The 18,294-nt window shown below is 37.9% G+C and carries 18 protein-coding genes and 1 pseudogene; 1 reads left to right on the top strand and 18 read right to left on the bottom strand.

Annotation, left to right across the window (positions count from 1 at the left end; genetic code table 11):
* Position 1: 1 nt before the first annotated feature.
* Genes glyA through HMPREF9182_RS00545 form a run of 5 tightly spaced genes read right to left on the bottom strand, consistent with a single transcriptional unit; the run spans position 2 to position 4,407 of the window.
* Positions 2-1,264, bottom strand: a complete 1,263-nt coding sequence (glyA, locus tag HMPREF9182_RS00565; RefSeq protein WP_009443921.1) for a serine hydroxymethyltransferase — start codon at positions 1,262-1,264, stop codon at positions 2-4.
* A gap of 48 nt (positions 1,265-1,312) precedes the next feature.
* Complete coding sequence (locus HMPREF9182_RS00560; RefSeq protein WP_009443179.1) at positions 1,313-1,903, bottom strand: L-threonylcarbamoyladenylate synthase; 591 nt, start codon at positions 1,901-1,903, stop codon at positions 1,313-1,315.
* Positions 1,896-2,726 carry a peptide chain release factor N(5)-glutamine methyltransferase gene (gene prmC / locus HMPREF9182_RS00555; protein WP_009754471.1) on the bottom strand — a complete coding sequence of 277 codons (831 nt, stop codon included), beginning with the start codon at positions 2,724-2,726 and terminating at the stop codon, positions 1,896-1,898. The genes HMPREF9182_RS00560 and prmC overlap by 8 nt, the downstream gene beginning before the upstream one ends.
* Complete coding sequence (prfA, locus tag HMPREF9182_RS00550) at positions 2,726-3,805, bottom strand: peptide chain release factor 1 (RefSeq protein WP_009443651.1); 1,080 nt, start codon at positions 3,803-3,805, stop codon at positions 2,726-2,728. The genes prmC and prfA overlap by 1 nt, the downstream gene beginning before the upstream one ends.
* 29 nt (positions 3,806-3,834) lie before the next feature.
* Positions 3,835-4,407 carry a thymidine kinase gene (locus HMPREF9182_RS00545; protein ID WP_009443215.1) on the bottom strand — a complete coding sequence of 191 codons (573 nt, stop codon included), beginning with the start codon at positions 4,405-4,407 and terminating at the stop codon, positions 3,835-3,837.
* Between the two features lie 77 nt (positions 4,408-4,484).
* Between HMPREF9182_RS00545 and HMPREF9182_RS00540 the strand changes: the two genes are divergently transcribed.
* The gene (locus HMPREF9182_RS00540) at positions 4,485-4,709 is read left to right on the top strand and encodes a 4-oxalocrotonate tautomerase (RefSeq protein ID WP_303659934.1); all 225 of its coding nucleotides are present in this window, start codon (positions 4,485-4,487) and stop codon (positions 4,707-4,709) included.
* A gap of 128 nt (positions 4,710-4,837) precedes the next feature.
* Here the strand turns inward: HMPREF9182_RS00540 and HMPREF9182_RS00535 are convergent, their stop codons facing one another.
* The 13 genes and pseudogenes from HMPREF9182_RS00535 to HMPREF9182_RS00465 all read right to left on the bottom strand — a co-directional run bounded on the left by HMPREF9182_RS00535 (position 4,838) and on the right by HMPREF9182_RS00465 (position 18,273).
* A complete protein-coding gene (locus HMPREF9182_RS00535) occupies positions 4,838-6,103 on the bottom strand; it encodes a nucleobase:cation symporter-2 family protein (RefSeq protein ID WP_037602906.1) in 1,266 nt (421 codons plus the stop codon).
* 1 nt (position 6,104) lies between these two features.
* Positions 6,105-6,686 (bottom strand): xanthine phosphoribosyltransferase, encoded by a 582-nt coding sequence (locus HMPREF9182_RS00530; protein ID WP_009754231.1) that lies wholly within the window; start codon positions 6,684-6,686, stop codon positions 6,105-6,107.
* 189 nt (positions 6,687-6,875) lie between these two features.
* Positions 6,876-7,859 (bottom strand): GMP reductase, encoded by a 984-nt coding sequence (guaC, locus tag HMPREF9182_RS00525; protein WP_009443640.1) that lies wholly within the window; start codon positions 7,857-7,859, stop codon positions 6,876-6,878.
* Positions 7,860-8,320: 461 nt separating this feature from the next.
* Positions 8,321-8,533 carry a hypothetical protein gene (locus HMPREF9182_RS00520; protein WP_009754436.1) on the bottom strand — a complete coding sequence of 71 codons (213 nt, stop codon included), beginning with the start codon at positions 8,531-8,533 and terminating at the stop codon, positions 8,321-8,323.
* A gap of 58 nt (positions 8,534-8,591) precedes the next feature.
* Entirely contained in the window at positions 8,592-9,251 is a 660-nt protein-coding gene (locus tag HMPREF9182_RS00515; RefSeq protein WP_009754247.1) for a hypothetical protein, read from the bottom strand.
* A gap of 815 nt (positions 9,252-10,066) precedes the next feature.
* A pseudogene (locus tag HMPREF9182_RS09765) lies at positions 10,067-10,135 on the bottom strand (argininosuccinate lyase); the annotation flags it as partial.
* 375 nt (positions 10,136-10,510) lie between these two features.
* On the bottom strand, positions 10,511-11,851 hold the full coding sequence (locus HMPREF9182_RS00495; protein WP_009443053.1) for an MATE family efflux transporter: 1,341 nt from the start codon (positions 11,849-11,851) through the stop codon (positions 10,511-10,513).
* Positions 11,852-11,909: 58 nt separating this feature from the next.
* Positions 11,910-12,107, bottom strand: coding sequence for a twin-arginine translocase TatA/TatE family subunit (locus tag HMPREF9182_RS00490; RefSeq protein ID WP_009754866.1), 198 nt, complete (start codon positions 12,105-12,107; stop codon positions 11,910-11,912).
* Positions 12,107-12,823 carry a twin-arginine translocase subunit TatC gene (gene tatC, locus HMPREF9182_RS00485; RefSeq protein WP_009443406.1) on the bottom strand — a complete coding sequence of 239 codons (717 nt, stop codon included), beginning with the start codon at positions 12,821-12,823 and terminating at the stop codon, positions 12,107-12,109. The genes HMPREF9182_RS00490 and tatC overlap by 1 nt, the downstream gene beginning before the upstream one ends.
* A complete protein-coding gene (locus tag HMPREF9182_RS00480; protein ID WP_037602428.1) occupies positions 12,813-14,507 on the bottom strand; it encodes an FTR1 family iron permease in 1,695 nt (564 codons plus the stop codon). The genes tatC and HMPREF9182_RS00480 overlap by 11 nt, the downstream gene beginning before the upstream one ends.
* Complete coding sequence (gene efeB / locus HMPREF9182_RS00475; protein WP_009754901.1) at positions 14,485-15,693, bottom strand: iron uptake transporter deferrochelatase/peroxidase subunit; 1,209 nt, start codon at positions 15,691-15,693, stop codon at positions 14,485-14,487. Before efeB ends, HMPREF9182_RS00480 begins: the two co-directional genes overlap by 23 nt.
* Positions 15,694-15,697: 4 nt before the next feature.
* The gene (gene efeO, locus HMPREF9182_RS00470; protein WP_009754284.1) at positions 15,698-16,573 is read right to left on the bottom strand and encodes an iron uptake system protein EfeO; all 876 of its coding nucleotides are present in this window, start codon (positions 16,571-16,573) and stop codon (positions 15,698-15,700) included.
* 143 nt (positions 16,574-16,716) lie between these two features.
* Positions 16,717-18,273: a ClC family H(+)/Cl(-) exchange transporter gene (locus HMPREF9182_RS00465; RefSeq protein ID WP_009755091.1), complete on the bottom strand. Its 1,557-nt coding sequence runs from the start codon at positions 18,271-18,273 to the stop codon at positions 16,717-16,719.
* Positions 18,274-18,294 lie beyond the last annotated feature (21 nt).

The following is an 18,294-nucleotide window of genomic DNA, read 5'->3' as shown; positions in this document are numbered from 1 at the left end:
CTTAGTTCAAGCCCTCATAGAGTGGAAAAGCATCCGTCAGTTCCCGAACTTCAGCCCGCACCTGATTCAGCACCGCTTCGTTTTCAGCGTTTTCCAGCGCCTTGATAATAAGCTCTGCTACCTTGATACTTTCTGTTACACCAAAGCCTCTAGCTGCAATAGCTGCTGTACCGATACGAATTCCACTAGTCTTAAACGGTGACAAAGCCTCGTAAGGGATGGAGTTTTTATTAAGGGTAATATTGACTTCATCCAAGAGATTTTGAGCGACTTTTCCATTTTCTACAACCTTAGTGACATCCACTAAGAAAAGGTGATTTTCGGTGCCGTCAGAAATCACACGGAACTTGTCATGTTGACGGAAGACTTGGGCCATAGCTTGAGCATTATCCAAAATCTGCTGTGCATAAACCTTGAAAGCTGGGTCAAGCACTTCTTTAAAGGCAACCGCTTTGGCTGCAATAACATGCTCCAACGGTCCACCCTGAATGCCTGGGAAGATAGCTGAGTTGATCTTCTTAGCCAAGTCTTCATCATTGGTCAAAATCAAACCGCCGCGAGGTCCGCGCAAGGTCTTGTGGGTCGTCGTAGTTGTGATATCCGCATAAGGCACAGGGCTTGGATGGAGACCTGCAGCGACCAAGCCAGCGATGTGAGCCATATCAACCATGAGCTTAGCCCCTACCGCATCAGCGATTTCACGGAATTTTGAGAAGTCAATGATATGAGAGTAAGCTGAAGCTCCCGCCACAATCAGCTTAGGCTGAACCTCTTTGGCTTGTTTGAGAATGGCATCAAAGTCCAGCAATTCTGTTTCTGGATCAACACTATAGGATACAAAATTATAGGTTTGACCAGAGAAGCTGACTGAAGCACCATGAGTCAAGTGGCCGCCCGCAGACAAATCCATGCCCATAACTGTATCACCTGGCTCAATCAAAGCCATATAAGCTGCGCAATTAGCCTGACTACCTGAGTGAGGTTGCACATTGGCAAATTTAGCACCAAAGATTTCCTTGGCGCGCTCAATCGCTAGACTCTCAATCACATCCACTACATTAGTCCCACCATAGTAACGGCGACCTGGGTAACCTTCAGCATATTTATTAGTCAAAATAGAACCTTGAGCAGCCATAACAGCTTTAGAAACGACATTTTCTGAAGCAATCAGCTCAATATTATGTTGCTGACGTTCTTCTTCTTTAGCAACTGCTTCCCAAATCTCTGGGTCAAATGCTTTGTAGTCTTCTTGGTCAAAAATCATAAGGTGTCTCCCTTCTTTTTGCGAAAATAGGACCTTAGGTCCTAAAAGTTAAAATTTTATATCATTTACTTGGGCGAGAATATCCTCGCGAGTGATTGCCCCTTGGCGTAAAATAAGAGCCTTTTTTCCAGATAAGTCCAGGATAGTTGAATCCTGACCTGTCAAAGCGGCGTCATCTTCTACTCCCGAGACATGCTCTTGAAAATCCATCATAATCTGCTGGAAAGAAGTTCCACTGGCTTTTCCAGAAAGATTGGCGGATGGACCAATCAAGGGGCCATACTTTTGAATCAAGTCCAGGGTAACTGGATGATTAGGAATCCGAAAGCCCACGGTTTCCATACCTGAGTTTATCCAGGCAGGCACTCGATCATTGCCCTGGAGGATAATAGTTAGTGGCCCAGGCAAAAAGGCTTGATAGAGTTGCTCAAGATAACTGGGTTGGTTCTTGGAAAAAGCATAAATCTCTTCTAAACTAGCCACATTGAGATTAAGAGCCTTGTCACGGGGTCTTCGTTTTAATTCGTAGACTCGCTCAACCGCCTCTTGATTCAAAGCCTGAGCAAAAAGCCCATATACTGTTTCTGTCGGCAAGACAACTGCTCCTCCTGCTTCAAGAGTCTTCTCTATCTTATCCATTATCCACTACCACCATTCTATCTTTGCCAAATTGATCTTTCAAGACTCGGATTCGTTTTTTAGGAAAGTTTTTTTTCAGCAACTCCCTAATGCCATCTCCTTGCTTGTAACCAATTTCCAGATAGATTTTTCCTTTTTCTGTGAGATAATCCCCTGCCTGCTCTGCTATTTTCCGATAGACGGCATAGCCATCTTCCTCCGCAAAGAGAGCCATATGAGGTTCTGAGGTTAAGACGTTAAGTCCAACTTCGACCTTATCTGCTTCTGAAATATAGGGCGGGTTGGAGACGATGATGTCAAATCTCCCGCTAATTGCTTCCAAACAATCAGATTGGACAAAAGTGAGGCTAAGTCCGCATGACTGAGCATTTTCTCTTGCCAAAGCAAGAGCATCACTTGACAGATCAGAAGCAGTAATCTGCCAGTCTGGACGGCTGTTTGCCAGAGCAAGAGCAATGGCTCCGCTACCAGTCCCAATATCCAAGACAGACATAGAACTTTCGGGATTTTCTGACAAAATCAGCTCCACCAGCTCTTCCGTCTCAGGTCTTGGAATCAACACTCGCTCATCAACTTTGAGATTCAGACCGTGAAAGTCACTGCTCCCAATGATATACTGGGCAGGCTTGTGAGCAAGCAGCTGCTCTTGAATTGCTTTTAGCTCCTCACGGTCTTCCTGGCTAACTTCTGTCCGAAGCTTAAGAACAAAGTCTGTGAAGGAAAGCTTATGGAGAGCCCGATAAACGAAAGACAGGCTTTCTGCTTCTTCACCGACTGCTTCTAACTCTTGCTCTAACTGATTCAAATATTGAGCAAATATCATTATTTATTGAGCTCTTCTAGTTTTTGCGTTTGGTCATAGAGAACCAAAGCATCAACAACTTCATCCAGCTTACCAGATAAGATCGTGTCCAGCTTTTGCAAGGTCAATCCGATGCGGTGATCGGTTACCCTGTTTTGCGGAAAATTATAGGTGCGAATCCGCTCAGATCGATCACCAGTACCAATAGTAGATTTGCGCTCCGCATCCTGCTCATCTTGAGCGATTTGAGCAAAATGATCTGCTACACGAGCTCGGATGATTTTCATTGCTTTTTCGCGGTTTTTCTGTTGAGTACGTTCTTCCTGCATCTCAACTTTGATATTGGTTGGTAAGTGAACGATACGAACAGCAGTCGCAACCTTATTGACGTTCTGTCCACCAGCTCCTGAGGCGTGGTAGATGTCAACACGAAGATCTTTAGGATCAATATCGTATTCCACTTCTTCGATTTCTGGCATAACCAAGACTGTTGCTGTTGAGGTATGAACACGACCTTGACTTTCGGTTACAGGAACCCGTTGTACACGATGAGCACCAGATTCATACTTAAGCTTTGAGTAGACCGACTGGCCAGATACCATTGCGACCACTTCTTTGATGCCACCTACACCATTATAAGAAGCTTCCATAACTTCAAAACGCCATCCTTGGCTTTCGGCATATTTTTGATACATCTGTAAGAGATCTCCAGCAAACAACTGAGCCTCATCTCCTCCCGCTGCACCACGGATTTCAAGGATAATATTCTTGTCATCATTTGGATCTTTCGGTAAAAGAAGGATTTTCAGTTTTTCCTCATATTCTTCTTTTTCAGCCTTGGCATCTTTCAACTCTTGCTTAGCCATTTCTTCCAAGTCAGCATCACCAGAAGCATCCTTAATCATTTCTTCAGCGTCTATGATATTTTGAAGGACTTTTTTATATTCCCGATAAGCCGTCACCGTATCACGGGTGCTGGCTTCTTCCTTAGAAAGCTCCATAAAGCGCTTAGTATCACTAACTACATCTGGGTCACTCAAAAGCTCACCAAGTTCTTCATAGCGATCTTCTACCGCTTGTAGTTGATCATAAATATTCATTTTTCTTAACTTCTCCTTGTACTTTCCTTTTAATGAATAGGGGGATTGAAATAATGCTTCCGGCAAACTGGAATATATGTTTCATTGCCACCGATTTGAATCTGTTCTCCGTCATATATGGGGTGTCCATGATCCGTTCGCAAAACCATAGTAGCCTTTTTAGAGCAAAATTGACAAATCGTTTTGATTTCGTCAAGTTTATCTGCCAAAAGAAGAAGGTGTTTAGATCCTTCAAAAAGCTCGTTGCGAAAATCATTTTTAAGTCCAAAAGCCATAACTGGAACATCCAGCTCATCTACAACTCTCGCTAAGTCATAAACATGATGGCGTTTCAAAAATTGGGCCTCATCAATTAAAATGCAAAAAGGTTTTTCTGGTAAATTTTTAATATAACCCAAAATATCTGTATCTTCTTCAATTGCCATCGCCTGGCGTCTCATACCAATCCGACTTGATACATACCCCACACCATCTCGAGTGTCAATCGCACTAGTCATAATGACTACACTTTTTCCTTGCTCCTCGTAGTTATGAGCTACTTTTAAAATCTCAATTGTTTTACCCGAATTCATAGTGCCATATTTATAATATAATTGAGCCATATTTTATCTATTTCTTCTTTCATATCTCAAAATTACTATACTCCATTGTACCATAATTGACCAAGCAATAAAACCTTATTTGTGATAAAATACTATTAACAAAAGAAAGGAGATATAATATGCCATTTGTTCGAATTGATTTATTTGAAGGGCGTACTTTAGAGCAAAAGAAAGCTCTAGCAAAAGAAGTGACAGAGGCTGTTGTCAGAAATACTGGTGCTCCTTTGTCAGCTGTTCATGTTATCATCAACGACATGCCAGAAGGAACATATTATCCTCAAGGTGAAATGCGTACCAAATAGTGTGCGTCATTATTTCCTTGTCAAACTGCTTGTTGCATTTTTGGAAATAGTAAAAAGAGCTTGGCTATACTGATCCCAAATATTAGACAAGAAATCTAATTATTTGAGACAGTTAAAGCCAGCTTTTTTTATTTATTTTTTCGATTTAAAATAATGTTTAAGATAATCGCAATCATACTAGCCATAACAATACCATTTGAGAAGAACATTTGTAAGCTGGTTGGAAGGCTGTTAAAAAGAGTACTTCCATTCAGACCTACTCCTGCGGAAATAGAGACTGCTGCGATTAAGAAATTATGCTCATGGTGTTCAAAATCCACACGTGCTAATATCTGCATGCCCTGAAGTGATACAAATCCAAACATGACAAGCATTGCACCACCAAGAACTGGTGCAGGGATAATCTGTGCTAATGCGCCAAACTTAGGTAATAGTCCTAAGAGAATTAGAAAACCTGCTGCATAATATATGGGTAAGCGTGTTTTGATACCGGATAATTTGACCAAACCAACATTCTGAGAAAATCCAGTATAAGGAAATGTATTAAAAAATCCACCAAGCAATACAGCCAGCCCTTCCGCACGATAGCCATTTCGCAGACGTATTTGATCAATTTTATCTTTTGTAATATCGGATAAAGCAAGATAAACACCTGTTGACTCAACCATTGAAACAGTCGCAATAATACACATCATAACAATGGAGGATAGTTCAAATTTTGGTATACCAAAGTAAAAAGGTGTCGGAATATGAACAATCGGAGCTTGAAAAACTGGAGTCAAATCAACCAATCCCATAGCTCCAGCAATAATAGTACCAACAACTAAGCCAATCAAGATGGCTATCGATTTGATAAAGCCCTTGGTAAAAATATTAATCATTAGAATGATTAAAACTGTCACAGTAGCTAAAAGCAAACTTTGTGCAGTTGGTTTTTCAACGTTATTTCCCATATTACCGATGGCTACTGGTATTAAAGTCAAGCCGATCGTCGTAATCACCGATCCGGTCACAACTGCTGGAAAAAGGTTCGCAATCTTTGAGAAAATTCCAGAAATGAGAATCACATAGATCCCAGAAACAATCAATGCGCCAAACATAGCTCCACTTCCATGATTTTGCCCAATCATAATAAGGGGAGCAACTGATTGGAAAGCCACACCTAAAACTATTGGTAATCCTATACCAAAATATTTATTCAATTGTAACTGTAAAAAAGTAGCAATCCCGCACATAAAAATATCTGTCGAAATCAGATAGGTCAACTGTTCAGCAGAATACCCCAATGCACTAGCAATCATAATCGGCACTAAAATCGAACCTGAATACATAGCCAGTAAGTGCTGTAAGCCTAAAATAGCGGCTTGCGAGTGTTTTTCTTCTTTATAATCCATCTTAAGCATCTGCCTTTCCAAACACAACTTTCCCATCCACAAATTTTTCAATTCGTGCTAAGGAGACAACTTTTTGGCCTGCTTCTTCCAGTAGGTTACGGCCGTCTTGGAAAGACTTCTCTATGACAATCCCAATCGCCTCAACCTGCGCTCCTGCTTGTTGAATAATCTCAACTAATCCTTTGGCAGCTTGACCATTAGCTAAGAAATCATCAATAATCAAAACTTTATCACTAGCATCAAGAAACTTTTCAGCAATCGAAACGGTGGAGGTCACTTGCTTTGTAAAGGAATACACTTCTGCTGTTAAAATTCCCTCGGTCATCGTGATATTTTTTGATTTTTTAGCAAATATCATGGGGACATTCAAAGAATCTGCGACATAGATAGCAGGCGCAATACCAGAAGCCTCAATTGTTACAACCTTAGTAATGCCAGCGTTGCAAAACTTTTCTGCAAACACTTGGCCAATCTCTTTCATCAGAGAAAAATCAACTTGATGGGTTAAGAAAGAATCTACTTTCAGAATATTCTCTCCTAAAACATTGCCATCTCGAAGGATTCGTTCTTCTAATTTTTTCATTATAACTCCTTTTTAATAAATCAAAGAACTTGCTCTCACTAAACAAGTCCTTTGATTTTAGACAAGCAAGCTACTACTCAATAGTAACAAGTAACTATTAGACACACTTATTGCTAGGTGTTTGGTATTTTGTAGAAATCTTGCACCGCCTATTAGCAAGATTATTACACGTTCTATATTTATGAATCATTAATGCGCATCGCCGTTCCAAATAGAATTTTTAACAATAACATAGTCTACTCGTGTCAGACTGTGCAAGTCGCGACCACCAGCATAGGAAATCGAACTTTGTAAATCCTGCTCCATCTCAGTTAAAGTATCTTGTAAATGACCTTTAGCTGGCAATAGAATTTTCTTACCTTCTACATTTTTGTAGGCTCCTTTCTGGTATTCAGATGCAGAACCGTAATACTCCTTGAATTTATCTCCATCTATTTCAATGGTTTCTCCCGGACTTTCTATATGACCTGCGAACAGCGATCCAATCATTACCATGCTAGCTCCAAAACGGATAGATTTCGCAATGTCACCATGTGTTCGAATACCACCGTCAGCAATAATCGGTTTGCGGGCAACTTTTGAACACCAGCGAAGTGCTGATAATTGCCAGCCACCTGTACCAAAACCAGTCTTCACTTTAGTGATACAAACCTTACCTGGTCCAATCCCCACTTTTGTCGCATCTGCCCCAGCATTTTCCAGCTCACGAACCGCTTCAGGTGTACCAACATTCCCAGCAATGACAAAAGTGTCATGTAGCTCTTTCTTGATATGTCGGATCATCCGAATAACACTATCGGAATGTCCATGCGCTATATCAATTGTAATATACTCAGGCGCATCATCCTTCAAACTAGTGATAAAGTCATATTCGTATTCCTTTACCCCTACCGATATAGAAGCGATCAAACCTTTATCGTGCATCCGTTTAATAAATGGCTTTCGTCCTGCTTCATCAAAGCGATGCATAATATAGAAATAACCACCTTTAGCCAATTCTTCTGCTACATCTTCGTCGATAATCGTCTGCATATTAGATGGTACAACCGGCATACGAAAGGTATGTTTACCAAAAGTCACCCTTGTATCTGCCTCTGAACGGCTTTGAACGATACACTTTGCTGGAATCAATTGAATATCTTCATAATCAAAAACTTGAAAATCATTAAGCATAGTTTTTTCCTCATCATTTATATCATTTGACCTACCTATGCCTATCAGCATCGCTACGTCTTTCTTGACGTTTCCAATGAAATTATAACACAATGATTGCTTTTATTTTAAAAAATACTCACTTTTTCAAAATAATGTTCGGAAATTAAGGGAAAAATCGATGATAAAGAAAGGCATAAATAGATATGAGACTAATTACAACCGCAAAAGATAAACTTTCTAATTCTTTTTAGAATTATCGCTTGACAGTTATATATCTATATCGTTCAATATTCGCTTAAAATAGCTACAAAAAATTTTCCTAAACTTTTCATTCATCTATCATGCCTATTGCAGTCAACAGTATACATCTCCTAGTAAAAACCTTCGCGACGTGACTGCCAGATTCCATAATCCACTCCTATATGACAAAAAGCACCTCTGCAATGAAACGAGCCACGGTTTATTGCAGAGGTGACAGACTATCTGTTGTTTTTATTAGAGATAATCTTGACTATTTTTCCAAAGGTTAAGAAAGAAAATCCCAAGATACCTAAACCTATCATAATCATCGTTTTTAAATCTAGCGGATGGTGTATAAATAAAACATGAATGACAGGTGAAAAACAGACAAGTGAATAAATGATGTAATGTAGCAAGGAAATGCTCCCTACTCCTTTCATAAAGTCTTTCATACTACTTCTCCTATCTATTATTCATGTGAATTGTCAAATACTACAATAGGGTTTCCTGTCATACAATCATGTAAAAGAGCAAGGCAGATATAATGATATATAAAACAAACTGAAAGAAATAAGAGAATAATGCACGATTTGAAACCCGTTTGATGAATTGATTGTTTTTTACATACTGGTTCTTTTCCAGAAATAAAACCGCCTCACGCGAAGCATAACTTTCTATCACCAGTGTTAGTAATAAGCAGACAAATAACATCAGCATATCTAGTATTAATACGTTTGATAGAATGATACTTGTTTTACCAGACCAGATATAAAAGAGTGCAATGAATTTCAAAATGCTTGAAACAACATAAGTATAGAGCGAGACTAAAGTCTGTATCTTTATTACCCTATTTCGATCTTTATGATGATAAAGCTCATGTAGAAAAGCCAGTGCATCAAGCAGCATCTTGCTTTTTAAATTTATCACCCCTATTGTATTTGTTAACGGACGGTACCAAAATGTTTTAGAAATCACTAGCTGAACTTCATCTGCATTTTCTCTTTCACCAAATACTTGAAAGACGATATTTAAATCATGACCTATCGTTATTTTTTGATTTTTATATCTAACAATCATCCATTTATTTAGAAGAAAGAGTAGACCAACTACTACAAACAGCAATAAAAGAAGCGATAACATGGGGATATTCATCTCACTTGGAACAAACATAATTGATCTCCAGAATTTGTGGTGTTCTTTATTTGCCAAGGTTACTCTAGGCACAACATTATCTCTATCACATTATCTACTATACCTTCTAATGTTTAATTTGAGGGTTATCATTAAGATTTTTTTATTTTAATTGGCAATCCCTCAAATAACCAGTAATAAAGAAAGATATAGATAGGTATGAGACTAATTACAACTTCAAGAGATAAATTTTCTAATTCCTTTCCAAAATAGAAAACGAGAAAAAGAAAGCATGACAGTAAATTTATGATATCGATTCTTTCTATTTTCCTTTGAAATAAAAACACATAACCGAAAACTCTCGATTTTAAACCAAGGCTATTTCTATAGATTAATAATCCAGTAGCTAGCATTAAAAAACTAAAATAATAGTTCAGATGCCAAAAATAGGTAAATAAAATAATGAAAGCTGTGTAACATAATCCTATCATTTATAGAGCTCCAAAACTCCTAAAGCATATCCTAAGCCTAAAGTAATCACAATGATTATTATCTTTTGATATAATTTCAGTTCTTTAAACTCTTTTTTATCTCATCCATTATCCAAATAAACTCCAAGTTCCTATCGCATAGATAAATGCTGCTCCAGCAGCTACGCCTGCCAATTTTGCATAAGCAGGAAGCATCCAAAACATTTTTACTCCTGCCCATGCCATTCTAGCGGTTGTTTGAATGTAATCCCAAGTAGCTGCATTGTTACTTGTCATAAAATTCCACAATGCTCTTGCTGCAAATGCAACCGCAGGTACCCCTAATAAAGCTTTTATATTTGAAATCGCCGTATATTTGGACCAACCCCCATCAAGATACATCATCTCTTCTTCATCAAGGGCAACATAATTATTTGGTAATACAAGTTCCATAAGTTTTTTAACCTCTAAAAACGAAAGCCTTTTCACATTCACGTTATCAGATATTCTTACTGTTGTCAACCAAAAAATCGTATTAGAATTTAAAATATTTTTTTAATTCTATCCTGATGGATTATTTCTTCAATGAGTAATTTGAAGCCTCCTCTAACCTTACTCATTTCAAGAATTTAATTACTGAATTGCTTGAAGATAGAAATTATAAACACCTGGGATACCTTTATCATCAAGAAAAATATGCTTATCTATTTGGCATCATTCAGTCTGAAATGTTTCATGAATATGAACAGACTTTTAACTCTTTAGAAAAACTTGAAAAGCTGATGCAGACTATTTTGATTACTATTAACTTTTTGGGACCAATATAGTTTAACAGGTCGTTTTTTCGATGTATTTTAAACGTAGTTGATAGAGAATGCCACTTGTAAGCAAGCTAGCAATCAGTCCAATCCAATATGCGTAAGGTCCCATCTTAAAAACATTATCAAAAATGAAACCAACTGGTAAAGCCACACCCCAATAACCGATTAAGCCAAGATAAAACGGTGCTGTGGTATCTTTATAACCTCGGAGAATCCCCTGTAAGGGCGCTGCAAAAGTATCTGCTAATTGGAAAAATAAACTGTAAGTTAGAAATATAGAGGTTAATTTGATAAATTCTGGATCTGTTCCATAAAGTGAAGAAACCTTATCTCTAAAGAAATAAAGAAACAGTAAGGTAAAAATTGAAAAAGCTAAAGCAGTCAGCCGTCCTAGGCTACAATATTTACGAACATCCATGTATCTTTTCGCCCCAACCTCATAAGAGACCACAATGGCCATGCTAGTTGAAATTCCTGCAGGAAAAGCGTACATCAGTGTCGAGAAATTCATAGCTGACTGATGGCTAGCAATTACTAAAGATGGAAATTTAGCCATCAGTAACCCTACAGCTGAAAACACAACTACTTCCGCAAATACAGTTCCCCCAATCGGCAAGCCCAGACGCAATCCCTCTTTCATTCCTTTTCTGTTAATAGCTTGCACTTCCCAAAGTCTGTAACCCTTCACCTTGGGATGCTTGAATAGAATTACAAGCGAGATAAACAAGAGAATCCAATAAGCCACTGAAGTTCCTAAACCAGCTCCTGCACCTCCCATTTCTGGAAGTCCAAAAGCACCATAAATCAGCATATAATTAAAACATCCATTTAATGGTAAAAGTAACAACATCAAATACATAGACAAACGAGTCATTCCCAAAGCATCTAAGAAAGATCGGACCACACTAAAAAGTAAAAGAGGAACAATTCCAAGTGATAAGTACCATAGGTACTGTTTCGCAATTTCTCTAACTAGAACTTCTAATCCTAGCCTATCTAAGATAAATGGCATTCCTAAGCAAACCAATAAAAACAGAAATAAAGATAAAAGTAGCGACAAATAGATAAACTGATAAAAATCAGACGCAATCTTTTTTTCATCTCCCTTTCCTAGATGATGACCAACGATTGGAACTAAAGCTGATACTATTCCTGTTAATAACGAGAAAAAAGGACTCCATAAACTCGTGGCCATGGAAACGCCAGCCAGATGAAGAGTATCATATTGCCCAGCCATCGTTGTATCAACAAAAGAAGCTGAGTAGTTTGCTAATTGATAAATCAAAACAGGGATAAAAATCGAAAGAAATAATTTCAACCTTTGACCAAAATGATAAGTTTGATACATATAAATCTCCTCTATTGAAGCATATTAAAAGCTATAAGGATTGCCAAAAACAAAAGGGCTATTCGCCCTTTTCATCATTTTTTTTGGAGTCTGAGTCAGCTTCTTTGTCACTTCCATTCATTGCAGACTTAAACTCAGAAAGCATCTTACCGATAGACTGACCTAACTCTGGTAGACGCTTAGGGCCAAAAATTAGCAAAGCTCCAAAAATGATGATGATAATTCCTGGCGCTCCAATATCTCTCAAAAATCCCATTATGAACTCCTTTTTTCTTTCTTTTTATAAATCGTATGGCTTAACAGCAGGCTAACTTCATAAAGCAAAATCAAAGGCACTGTCATGGCCAAATCGCTAATAAAGTCAGCAGGTGTTAGTACAACTGCTAACACTAATAAAACAAAGTAAGCATGTCTTCTATATTGTACCAAAAATTTTGGTTTGAGAAAACCAATCGAAGTGAAAAAAGATACAAGAACTGGCAATTCAAATAAAAGCCCCAATGGAATTGTTGTATGAAAAAGAAAAGCCAGATAACTTTGTGCAGTCAACTGAGTTACAAACAGCCCCTCTCCAAGTGAAAGTAAAATATGTAAAATTGCAGGGCTAACAAAATAAAAGCCAAAAGCTAAACCTACTACAAAGCACAAAAATGTAGCAGGTATATATGCAAAAATAGCCACAGAGTCATGAGTATTCAGAGCAGGTCTGATAAATTGCCAAATTTGATAAATCATAAAAGGCAAGGTCAAGCTAAAAGCTACTAAGCTAGATAAACTTACATAAATCCACAAAATATCATCTGGACCGAGAACCAGCAACTTCTGCTCAAATCCACTTGTAAGCCATCTGTAAATATCACTTGAAAAAAGAAAACTAACCAAAAAGACCAAGAAAAAACAAATCAAGGTCCATATAAAACGGTTCCGAAACTCAGTCAAATGTTCTATAATTGTCTGTTTTTTACGCTCCATTTTTACTCTCTCTATTTCTCCAGGTAATATACAGTATAACAACTATAAATAGAAGTTGACAGATGAGCCCTTCTAGACTTGGATAAAGACCAGCCCAATCAATAGTTGGAAAACCATTGATTAGATGGATTGATAGCATATTTGTTAGTTGGAGAGCGTGTATGCTGACTCCCAACATTTTAAAAGCCAGAATATAAATGAGCCAAGTCAACACCAAGAAAATATGATGGGGTTTAAAATAGGCTGATACCTTATCCATGACAAAAGCAAGTAATATTAGACAAAAAACTGCGAGCCCAATACCGATAAAAAAGGCTGTTTTATCTATACGAGGATAGATTCCTGCATAAAAGAGAATCGTTTCAGCACCTTCACGAAATACAGCCAGAAAGCTCAGTACAAACATTGAAACGAAGCTTCCTGTCGCTGTAACTGTTGCCATCTTGCTTTGCATAAAAGTATTCCACTTTTTGACGGATGATTTACTATGGAGCCAAATACCTACCAAGATCATCATGACTACTGCAAAGATCCCAACTACTCCCTCTATCATTTCCCGATTAGAGCCAGAAGCCACTGCTGGGAAAAGATATTGTAGTAAAATAGCAATCGCTACACTAGCAAAAATACCAGTAAATGCCCCCATATAAACCCATTTGAGCCCTTTTTTCATCTTAGATGTCTTAAGTGTCGTGATGAGCGCCATAATAATTAAAAGTGCTTCAATACCTTCTCTCAACAGGATAAGCATGGCATCAACGAAGTGATAAGAGGCACTCGTATCAATCTGCGATAAATCATTAATCAATGCTTGTAGTTGCTCTTGGTACTTCTTCTCGCTTCCTTTTACCATGATAACAGGTGTTTCACTCTCAACACGTGTATAAAGCGAAGCATTGCGCGTGCTTACATCTCCTTCTATGGTTGGCCAAATGCTAATGAACTTCTTCATCGTAGCACTTGCTTGCTTGGTATTTCCTTGTATAAAACCATCGAGAGCCTCTTTTAAGAGATGAATTCCGTCATTTAAGTTTAAATTGGAGGAGCTGTTTGCAACTTCTTTTCCTGTCACAAAATTATCAATCGCTATTTTCAAATCATCAAACGAAGACTGAATAGCAGTAAAATCAACTGGTTCACTCTCAATCGCACTACGTAAAAATGAAATAGTTGTTTCAATTTTGCCATAATGAGCTGTACTATGATCACGAACTACACCTTCATTCACTGTCCAGGTTGAGTTCATCTTTTTGTAGGCTTCTCGTATTTTCTCAAGATTTCGATCTATAATGGCCGTCTGTAAATCAGAAAATTTTGATTCTAACTTACCTACTAGCTTTTTCTTTTCGGCATCCAGATCGACTGGATGCTGTTCCTTGTCAAAGGTTAGCAGTGCAGAAGAAACTTTCGTTAATTTTTCTTCAGTGACTTCAGTCATATTTAAAGCCTTACTGACTTCTTTGCCTGCTTTAGAATCATGATTTTCTATTTGTTCAAATTCTTTCTTAATCTCGCCAACCAACTGATTTGCCTTGTTTTGATCACCTTTTTGAACAGCTACCGTTGCATCCGTGATTTTAACAAATAGCTGACTCAAGGAATCATCAGCAAAAACAGGATTCACTATACAGAACAGGCAGAGAAGAAATACGATCAGTATCTTATTCAAATAGTTTTTGGCCAATATACTCTCCTTTTTTTATGCCAGCAAAACAAGCAAAAAGTCCACTACCTATATGCGTGACATATTCATTCATTTTATCTTGCGCACCAAGATTAGTCAGCACCTTGACAAAGCTGTCTGGATCTTTCTGGAAGGACAAGAAAAGAAGCCCAGAATCAAATTGCCCTGTCCTCTCGTCGATACCATCAGAATAAGAATAAGATCTACGATAAATAGGTTTGTTGACTTCTTTAGCTAAGCGGACATGAGAGTCGACAGGAAGCAACTCTAACTCCACCTCATCAAACTCATGTTTCTTACCAAAAGGTGCTCCGCTATCCTTGTAACGACCAAAAGTATTTTCCTGCTCCTGTAAATTTGTTCGATCCCAAGTCTCAAGAAACATCTGAATGCGACGCACTGCCATGTATGAACCATCTCTCATCCAGTCATTCGAATCGCACCAAACGACCTGTTCAAAGTCCTTCTCCTTTGTCACATTTGCGGTCCCATCTTTAAAGCCAAAAAGATTTCTAGGTGTCGCTAAACGATCACCAATAGCAGCAAAACCAGACTGGCTCCACTTCATCGTTACTGTATTTCGTGCCTTACGAACCAAGTTTCTAACTGCATGAAAAGCTACCTGCTCATCATCTGCACAGGCTTGGATAACAATGTCTCCTCCGGTATATTTATCCTGTAATTGCTCCTTAGGAAAAGGTGGAAACTCACGAAAGGCTTGGGGACGTTTCTTTTCTAATCCCATCTTTTTCAAGAACGAAATAGATACGCCAAAAGTTAGTGTCAATCGATAAGGATTTAGACCAACTGTCTCCCCAGTATCGCTAGGTGGCAACAGTGCATTAGAACCATCTTTTTTTACTAATTCACCATCAACCAATTTGCTACTATAATCCGTCCAATTCTTGAACATTTGAATCACTTCAGCTCGATCAGTGCTATGCAAATCAAGAACAACAAAATACACATTTTTCTGCATCGGGGTTGTGATGCCCGCTTGGTGCGAACCATAAAAGCTGATTTCCTCATCACCATCAGCGAAATTCTTTTCTTCTTTCACCTTATTAGTGAAAAAAGCAGATGCACCAGAAACACCAAGTGCTAAACCAGCGCCTCCAATCCCTGCTTTTTTAAGAAATTCGCGACGATCAATTTTTTTCTCAAACCATTTTTCGTCGTTTGTCATTTTATTACTTCCCGTTTAAGATTACACCCATTTGTGAAAGAGGTTCACCAAGTTTTGTTACAGCTTCTGCCAATTCTTTTGTATCTTCTTTACTCAAGTCAGTATAAAGCTTGTAATGTTGAGCATCTGTCATGTGTTTATCTAAAAGACTATTCACATTTTTAAATTCCTTTTCCAATGAAGAAACTAATTTTTTGTCTTTAGCCTCAATTAATGGTTTAAAGAGCTCAAAAATCTTTTCAGCACCTTCTATATTAGCACGAAAATCATATAAGTCTGTATGCGAATAAATCTCTTCCTCACCGGTAATTTTGCTCGTTGCAACTTCGTTTAAAAGGTCTACCGCTCCAGTCAACATAATATCTGGGGTTACTTTTACTGTCGCAACTTTAGCTTTTAACTCTTTAATATCGTTCACTAATTGATCAGCGTAGGACTCAGTTCCAACAGTTGTATTTTGTTCCCACATAATCTTTTCAATACGGTGAAAACCAGACCATCCTTCTTCCGTCTTATTTTCATCCAAATAATCTGCCAATCGGAAATCAATCTTCACGTCAGATTCACCAAAGCTTTCAGCAATCGGTTCTGATCGCTCATAACTCATACGAATGAGAGGGTACATTTTTTTTGCTTCATCAAGTTTGCCCTCTTTTAGGACGCCTGCAAATTTTTCTGTATCAGTCAATAATTGATCAATTTGTCCTTGAACAAAGCTTTTATAATCAGCAGTCGCCTTGTCTAAACTCTTTTGTTCTGCAGATGACAGGGTAATCTTCGCCTGGCTACTAGAAGAGGATGTTTTCTGTGTATTGTTGTTTGCTGAGCAAGCAGTCAAAAGTAAAGTAGCAGAAAATAGGATTAAACCCATTTTTTTCATGATGAATCTCCTTCATAATTACAAATTTTCTAAAAAATTATACCAAAAAATTTTTAATTTTTCAATAAATTGTCAGATAATTTAATTTAATGAAAAACACCTCACTAACACATATGTCAGAAAGGTGTTGATCGTATTAGGTACTACAGCAGCAAATCTTTTATTTTTCCGATTTCATGATTTCTAACCACAAGATAAATTGTATCTCCTAGGCAGAGTTTACTACTACCATTTACCGTTTTTTTCTTTCCTTTATGTACATTCATGACAATCAAAACATCTGGAGGTAGATTTAAGTCACGTACTTGATGGTTTGCAATTTTCTCAGAAACAGGAATTTCTATCATAGTTGTCTCTCCGCCATCTCCATCATCAATCGTCTCTGGAAGCATTTTTTCCAGCATAGCTTCATAAACAGGGGCACCACCCAATAGATCCATTAAAATATAAGCCGACAAAGTAACCAAGCCTAAAGGCATTAAATTACGGATATCTCCTACCATTTCTGTTACCAAAATCATGGCTGTAAGAGGAGCTTTTGATATAGCACCGAAATAACCACTCATCCCTAATATAATAAAAATTGGAAATTGTTGCTCATTGACTAAGCCAAGATATACACAGATATTTCCAATAATAGCTCCTAAAACAGATCCCAATGCCAATATCGGCAAAAAGATCCCGCCTGGAAGGCCACTACCATAAGAAATCATACTCCAGATAAAACGGATAACAAAAAATACAACAAGAGTACTTAGTAGATAATGCTGAGAATTAAGAGATAAAATCAATTGATTTCCCCCGCCTAATATAGGTGGAAGAAAATAGCCAATCGGTATAATAAATAAGAAAGCAAGGATAGGATAGTAACTTGATGGTATTTTAAAAAATTGACCAACTCTTTTATAGATGACTGGCATCGCTGACACTACTTTTTCATACATAAATCCAGCAACACCCAACATAATTCCCATTACCAAGTAAATCCAATATTGATGTAGCTCCATCTGAAGTATATTATCAGGCATATCTAAGACTGGAGTTAAACCGAAAATAGCCAAAGATACAAAATTGGATACTAAACTCGCCACTAAGGTAGAAACCCAAAAAAGACGAGAAAAATGTCGATAAACCTCTTCGACGACAAATAAGAGGCCTGCAATCGGAGCATTAAAAGCTGCTGCTAATCCTGCAGCTGCGCCACTTGCAATCAAGACTCTCTCTTCAACCGGACTTAGCTTTAACCATTTTGCCAAACCTTTCCCACCAGCTGCACCTAATTGGATACTGGGGCCCTCTCGTCCAAGCATGAGACCACTTGAGATAGCTAAAAAACCTACAAAGAATTTTTTCCATAAAATACTCCACCAATTTAATGACATCAAGCCTTTTAGCTCAGCCTCAACTTGGGGAATACCTGAACCTTTTATATCTTTTTCTGATTGCATTAGATACGCCGCGATTAAGATGATCCCTAAATAAAGAACTAAAATGAACCATAGCATATTTAGATCTTGATGAAGTATTTCATAAAGGTTTTGAATAAAATGAAATCCCTTTTCAATTAACCAACGAAAAAGTCCTACAATTCCACCCACAAATAAACCAACAAGAATCCCTCGAAAAACTTGAGAGATAAGGGAGCTATTCACCAAATGAAACTCTTTTTCAGGAATGGAGCGCTCAATTTTGCTTTTCATATTCACACCTAATATTTTTTA

This window comes from Streptococcus sp. oral taxon 056 str. F0418 (assembly GCF_000220065.1).
Lineage (GTDB): Bacteria > Bacillota > Bacilli > Lactobacillales > Streptococcaceae > Streptococcus.
This window is presented reverse-complemented; position numbering and strand designations above follow the sequence as displayed.

Excerpts from the sequence above, each read along its gene's own strand:
- glyA (WP_009443921.1), bottom strand. The coding sequence starts at position 1,264 with ATGATTTTTGACCAAGAAGACTACAAAGCATTTGACCCAGAGATTTGG.
- HMPREF9182_RS00560 (WP_009443179.1), bottom strand. The coding sequence starts at position 1,903 with ATGGATAAGATAGAGAAGACTCTTGAAGCAGGAGGAGCAGTTGTCTTG.
- prmC (WP_009754471.1), bottom strand. The coding sequence starts at position 2,726 with ATGATATTTGCTCAATATTTGAATCAGTTAGAGCAAGAGTTAGAAGCA.
- prfA (WP_009443651.1), bottom strand. The coding sequence starts at position 3,805 with ATGAATATTTATGATCAACTACAAGCGGTAGAAGATCGCTATGAAGAA.
- HMPREF9182_RS00545 (WP_009443215.1), bottom strand. The coding sequence starts at position 4,407 with ATGGCTCAATTATATTATAAATATGGCACTATGAATTCGGGTAAAACA.
- HMPREF9182_RS00535 (WP_037602906.1), bottom strand. The coding sequence starts at position 6,103 with ATGGATTATAAAGAAGAAAAACACTCGCAAGCCGCTATTTTAGGCTTA.
- HMPREF9182_RS00530 (WP_009754231.1), bottom strand. The coding sequence starts at position 6,686 with ATGAAAAAATTAGAAGAACGAATCCTTCGAGATGGCAATGTTTTAGGA.
- guaC (WP_009443640.1), bottom strand. The coding sequence starts at position 7,859 with ATGCTTAATGATTTTCAAGTTTTTGATTATGAAGATATTCAATTGATT.
- HMPREF9182_RS00520 (WP_009754436.1), bottom strand. The coding sequence starts at position 8,533 with ATGAAAGACTTTATGAAAGGAGTAGGGAGCATTTCCTTGCTACATTAC.
- HMPREF9182_RS00515 (WP_009754247.1), bottom strand. The coding sequence starts at position 9,251 with ATGTTTGTTCCAAGTGAGATGAATATCCCCATGTTATCGCTTCTTTTA.
- HMPREF9182_RS00495 (WP_009443053.1), bottom strand. The coding sequence starts at position 11,851 with ATGTATCAAACTTATCATTTTGGTCAAAGGTTGAAATTATTTCTTTCG.
- HMPREF9182_RS00490 (WP_009754866.1), bottom strand. The coding sequence starts at position 12,107 with ATGGGATTTTTGAGAGATATTGGAGCGCCAGGAATTATCATCATCATT.
- tatC (WP_009443406.1), bottom strand. The coding sequence starts at position 12,823 with ATGGAGCGTAAAAAACAGACAATTATAGAACATTTGACTGAGTTTCGG.
- efeB (WP_009754901.1), bottom strand. The coding sequence starts at position 15,693 with ATGACAAACGACGAAAAATGGTTTGAGAAAAAAATTGATCGTCGCGAA.
- efeO (WP_009754284.1), bottom strand. The coding sequence starts at position 16,573 with ATGAAAAAAATGGGTTTAATCCTATTTTCTGCTACTTTACTTTTGACT.
- HMPREF9182_RS00465 (WP_009755091.1), bottom strand. The coding sequence starts at position 18,273 with ATGAAAAGCAAAATTGAGCGCTCCATTCCTGAAAAAGAGTTTCATTTG.